This is a genomic window from Polaribacter sp. IC066, from assembly GCF_007997085.1.
Taxonomy (GTDB): Bacteria; Bacteroidota; Bacteroidia; order Flavobacteriales; family Flavobacteriaceae; genus Polaribacter.
In genome coordinates this window covers 1-5,747 of sequence record NZ_VORR01000093.1, presented here as the reverse complement: position 1 = coordinate 5,747, position 5,747 = coordinate 1, and the positions used below count along the sequence as shown (strand labels likewise).

Annotated in this window: 5 protein-coding genes; 2 read left to right on the top strand and 3 right to left on the bottom strand. The window is 31.2% G+C overall.

What is annotated here, in order from left to right; translation table 11 throughout:
* Positions 1–387 precede the first annotated feature (387 nt).
* Together ES044_RS17730 and ES044_RS17725 are read right to left on the bottom strand one after the other, a co-directional pair.
* A complete protein-coding gene (locus ES044_RS17730; RefSeq protein WP_147120663.1) occupies positions 388–2,079 on the bottom strand; it encodes a hypothetical protein in 1,692 nt (563 codons plus the stop codon).
* A gap of 11 nt (positions 2,080–2,090) precedes the next feature.
* Positions 2,091–2,801 (bottom strand): hypothetical protein, encoded by a 711-nt coding sequence (locus ES044_RS17725; RefSeq protein WP_147120662.1) that lies wholly within the window; start codon positions 2,799–2,801, stop codon positions 2,091–2,093.
* Between the two features lie 585 nt (positions 2,802–3,386).
* On the opposite strand from ES044_RS17725, the gene tsaE reads away from it, so the two are divergent.
* Both tsaE and ES044_RS17715 read left to right on the top strand, forming a co-directional pair.
* Positions 3,387–3,794, top strand: coding sequence for a tRNA (adenosine(37)-N6)-threonylcarbamoyltransferase complex ATPase subunit type 1 TsaE (tsaE, locus tag ES044_RS17720; protein ID WP_147120661.1), 408 nt, complete (start codon positions 3,387–3,389; stop codon positions 3,792–3,794).
* A gap of 10 nt (positions 3,795–3,804) precedes the next feature.
* A complete protein-coding gene (locus ES044_RS17715) occupies positions 3,805–5,001 on the top strand; it encodes an alanine dehydrogenase (protein ID WP_147120660.1) in 1,197 nt (398 codons plus the stop codon).
* 347 nt (positions 5,002–5,348) lie between these two features.
* Here the strand turns inward: ES044_RS17715 and ES044_RS17710 are convergent, their stop codons facing one another.
* On the bottom strand, positions 5,349–5,561 hold the full coding sequence (locus ES044_RS17710; RefSeq protein WP_147120659.1) for a hypothetical protein: 213 nt from the start codon (positions 5,559–5,561) through the stop codon (positions 5,349–5,351).
* Positions 5,562–5,747 lie beyond the last annotated feature (186 nt).

The window sequence follows — 5,747 nt, the reverse complement described above, 5'->3', positions numbered from 1 at the left end:
TTAGAGAAAAGGTAATCGAATTCTTAGAAAGTCACTCTTGGAAAAATGAGGAATTCAAAAATATCCTAACAGATAATTTTCAAATTATTAAACCTAATTTTTCGGGATCCTATTTGTAATGAGTATATTTGAGTGACGTGTAAACTACAAAAAGAACAGTTTATAGTACAATTTTATTCATAATTAAAATATCTAACTCAAATCTACACCCAACAATTTATGTGTAATAGTTGGTGTTTTACGCAGTTAACTAGAACTAAAATATTTTTAGTGGATACTTGTGTATTAAGTTATTCAAATTTATCCTCTAAAATTATTGCACAAAAAAACGAGTCAATTAAAAATTAACTCGTTTTACCAAACTTCATAAAAAACTACATAAAACCTTTATCTATTTGCTCTAATTTCACGACAAATTAAATCTAAATCAAAGTTTTTATATAAATCTATCATTTCTACTTCCGTTAACGGTGGCGTTTCTTTCCATCCATTATACCAAAAACCGAATTGATATTTAATACCAGCCTCAAGACAAGGAGTTTTACCATTTAATTGAGAGTTTATAACTCTATCAAAATAACTATACCATCTTCTACCCTCTGGTTTGTAATAAACATAGGTGTTATTTAAACGATAGGTAGCGTCTGGGCAATCTACAGTTAAATCCATATTTCTTTGGGCAAAACAATCTGTATTGCTAATATCGGTTGTTTGTCCGTCTAACTCACATTTACTGACCTCCTTATTGTAAACAACTTTAAAACGTCTTTCATCATAACTATAATTATATATTTTTAGTACCATATCATCTTCAAGTAGAGCTAAAGCTCTATTGCTCCACCTTCTAGAACTTCTGTTGGTTACTTCATAAACTCCGTCAAAATACATGTACCCGTATCTAATAGGTCTGTTAGGATTGTATTTATTTGCTACACTATAAAAGTAAAAAGATCTACGACCTGTGTTGTTAAATTTAACAGAATTGATAGTACTATTTGCAGAACAATTAGCAGAAGGAAATACCTCAAAACCATAAGAGTAAATACCAGGTCCGGGAGCAGTAAATTGAGCTCTAAACCAGCCTCTATAGGATACTAAAGGAACATCAACTAATTTTACATTAGAACCATTTACGTTTCTATATACGGCAATTATATCTCCCGCTTTAACTTGTTGATTTGTATTTGGATTAACTAAACCTCTCCAAGCCCAAGCATTAATTCTAGTGGGTCTAGAGGTTCCCCAAACTTTTTTTCCGTTTACATAATAGTAAAGACATAATTGTGAAGCAATTGGCACTAAATACCCTTGATTTATTTTTGTTTTATTTGAAGAAGATTTATTAGAAGCATCAGCACCAATCTCCATACTTCCAGGAAATTCGTTAAACCCAGCAGGAAGAGATTCTGGATTCTCTGTTGAAACTGTTAATGCGTCTAAATCAGGCGTTGTAGGATCAAAAGTTTGAAAGTCTGCTGTTATTTCAGTTCCAGTTAATACAAGACCATCTTCATCGTAAAACTCGGTATCTGCAGGAATTACAAAATCAATTGTTTCTTCTGCATTTGTGCTAGAAGAAGTTTCTACTGTAATATCTGTAGTTGTTTTATTACCCGTTAAAACTTCTGAAGCCGATTTAAAAACTATCGATTTAGGCAGATTTTCTTCTTCTAATAGGCCCACTTGCTCTTCTCGAATATCTGAACCATCGAAACTAATAGTTCTTTGTGCAGTTAAATAACCTACTGCGCTAAAATTTGCAGTAACATTTAAAGGGTTATCTGCAGATAAAACATAATTTCTGTTCACCCCAACAGTAATTAAACCATTTTCTATTTTAAAATCACTAGTTCCACTAGCGGTAAATATTTGATCTGCATCTGGCCCAGAAAAACTAATCGAAACACTTTCTGGAATGTTTGTACCATCTTTAGAATTAAAGATATTTAAATTTATATAACTTTGTACGGGCTCTGCGGCCACTGTTATCACAAAATCATCTTGTATTGTACTTAATTTACCAAACTCACAAGAAGTCAGCATGATTGATATGGCTATAAATGTTATTATTTTTTTCATGTCTTTTTTATTTAAAATGAATATGATACTCGTAAGGTAGCATAAGGTATAAATTTAAAGCTTTCAAAGCTTTCATTTAGCAACGCCTCTTGGTTTTTAGACTGCTCTATAATACCTGTTGCATCTAGTGTAATGTTTGGAGAACTTGAAAAGTAAGTCCCTAAATCGGCAGCAAAACCCCATCTTTTATTAGGTACAGCTCTACCAAAACCTAAACCCAAATAAGGCGCTACGCTAAACCAATTTACATCGATATCTAGACTACCAGAATCATCGGTATTAAACTCTACCTCACCAAAAACAATATTGTCTTTAAAGGTGGTTTTTACATTAGTGTTACTTGACGCGAAAAAACCGACTCCACCTACAAGTTTAAATGCATTAGAAAAAGGGTGGTAACTTATTTTCATTTCAAAATTTTTAAAATCTAATTCCGTGTCTACTAATAAATTTTCTCCACTAATTTCTTGTTCGATATTGTTTATCGAAAAAACTAGCGCATTAAAACCTGCAGTTACATAAAGTTTATTGGGTTTCCATACTCTAGAATAATCAATCCCTAAGCCAGTACCTAAAGAAAATCCTATCGCATTTTTTCTTTTTATACTCATTTCAGATACTTCTTCGATTGTTTCTTCTTCTGTCTCCTCAATTGTTTCTTGAGAATATATACTTCCATAGAAGAATAAACTCATTACTGTTGCAATAAATAGTTTTTTCATAATTTTAGTTTTAGTTGGTCGCTTTTTTTTGAATTCATAGTAATTTAATTTTGGTTTGGCCTTAATTTTTGTTTGAATGAGTTTGAATTAGTTTAATTTTATTTGGTTTTATTTGGTAAAAATAGTTTTAGCGTCGTGCTTATACAATACCTATATATAGGTGTTTTTAACATAAATATTTTTAAGCCTTCAGCGAAAGAAAGCATTATTCTGAATTTTTCATTGATTCTATGATCAATCAAAATATATAATTAAAAAAATGTTTTAAGATAAATTTAAAGATCATTTCCTTGTAAAGACAAGTAAATGGTACTTTGCGTTTGTTAAATGGCGTAGGAATTGGGCATTTTAAACACTAAATTTGATAAAATTCACCTAAACTAGAAAAGATATATCACATTACAATGGACACCTATACTTTCTATTTAGTTTAATTTTAATTAAAATAACTTAAAAAAAACGACAAACGCAAAAAACACAGCTCAAAAATCAAACAATTAAAGGCATATTTGAATAAATCTAGATTTTGATTAGATTTATTATCAATTCCACAATAGTTTTTTTAAAAGTTTATAACTTTGCGACATGCATAAAAACTATTCTTTAGAAAACCTTTCTGAAATTGCTGTTGAAATTATTTCTTCAGCAAAAAATAAAACTATTTTGTTTTATGGAGAAATGGGCGTTGGTAAAACAACACTTATTAAAGAAATTTGCAAAAAATTAGGCGTTTTAGATACCATCTCCTCTCCTACTTTTTCATTGGTAAATGAATATCAAACTTCAAAAAATGAAACCGTCTTTCATTTTGATTTTTATCGAATTACAAATGAAGAAGAAGCTTTAGATATGGGTATCGAAGAATATTTTGATAATAATGATTGGTGTTTGATAGAATGGCCAGAAAACATAGAAAATTTATTACCTTTAAACGCTGTTGCAATTCACCTTACAATTATAGGGGATGACCAGCGTAATATCCAAATAAAATAAAACTTTGTTTATGAGTCAATTTTCTCCTTTTAGTAAAGAAGAGTTATTACCGCAGACTGAAATGCTAGAAATTAAAAAGAGAAAAGGAGAACTTTTTATCGGTCTTCCTAAAGAAACGTATCTTGGGGAAAAACGCGTTTGCTTAACCCCAGATGCTGTTACAGCACTTTCTGCTCACGGGCATAGAGTGGTTATAGAAACTGGGGCTGGTAAAGGTGCTAATTTTACTGATAAAGAATATTCTGATGCAGGCGCAAAGATTTCTTACGATTCTGAAGAAGCTTTTAAATGCAATATTGTTCTAAAGGTTGCACCACCGTCAGAAAAAGAAATTAATTATATAAATCCGCAAACCACTTTAATTTCTTCTCTTCAATTAAAGACACAATCTAAAAAATATTTTGAGTGTTTGGCTAAAAAAAGAATTACAGCAGTTGCTTTTGATTATATAAAAGATGAACACAATACCTATCCCGTTGTAAAATCTTTAAGTGAAATTGCAGGAACCGCTTCTATTTTAATTGCTGGTGAATTAATGAGTGGCGTAAATAAAGGAAACGGATTGTTGTTCGGTAACATTGGCGGTGTACCACCAACAAGTGTTGTTATTTTTGGGGCGGGTACTGTTGGCGAATATGCCGCAAGAACTGCACTAGGATTAGGAGCTAGAGTAAAAGTTTTTGATAATTCTATTTCTAAATTACGAAATTTACAACGCTATTTGCCAGCGCCAATTTACACTTCTACCTTGCAACCAAAATCAATAGCAAAAGCATTAATGCGCTGCGATGTTGCTATTGGCGCTATTAGAGGCAAAAACAGATCGCCAATTGTGGCTACAGAAACCATGATAGAACAAATGAAAGAAGGCGCTATTATTGTAGATGTTAGTATTGATAGAGGTGGTTGTTTTGAAACCTCTAACGTTACTTCTCATAACTCACCAACCTTTGTTAAACACGGCGTAATCCATTATTGTGTGCCCAATATTCCGTCTCGATATGCAAGAACGGCTTCTGTTTCTATCAGTAATATTTTTACACCCTATTTGTTAGATATTGCCGAAGAGGGTGGCTTTGAAAATGCAGCTCGTTTTGATAAAAGCCTGCGAAATGGTATGTATTTTTATCGGGGAATTTTAACGAATAGAACCGTTGCCGATTGGTTTGATTTGCCTTTTAGAGATATTAATTTACTGATATTGTAGTGTAAACATAATTTTAAAAAAAAGCACCAGCTGTCTTTAAAACCAATTTGGGCTATTTTTTTTTGTATAAAAATCAGCCAAAGCTATGGTATTTGCCTAAACAAGCAAGAAATTTTACACCAATATACATATTATTTTTACTCAAAAAGGTCTTCTTTATTTAGATTCTTGATAGATAACTTTCTAACCGAAAGATAATAAATAAAATGTGCCATCAAAAAGATGACCCAAATTAATGCTGTAATATAAATAACATCTATACTTTCATATTTTGATTGAAATTTAGAAGCGAACCATACCATTGAAACAAGATTGTGTACTAGAAACGTTGCACAATGAAATCTAAATCAGATATCAAAAATTGGCAAATATTCATATTCTTTTTTGCCGAAGTAACTCCCGTTAAACCACATTAAAATTGCGTACACTATTGCGCATGCAATAACGGCTATCATCATTTTATGCGCTATTGAAGCACTTAATCCAACTCTAAATATAATTGCGAGTACTAAAGTTGTGAGCGTATATTTTATTAAATTGGTTGTAAGTATCGATTTCATATTTATTTTTTTAAAAGATTATTTATTTCAGGAGAAAAAAACAAATTTATATTTCTTTCGTAACTATTCAGCCATTTCCGGTAGGAACGGATTTTTGCTAAAAGCAAGCTGAATATTTTCTAGTACTTTTTGTTTATTTTTTTTGAGCGTTGTAATATATCCTCTAATTCTAGCAAAATATTGTGC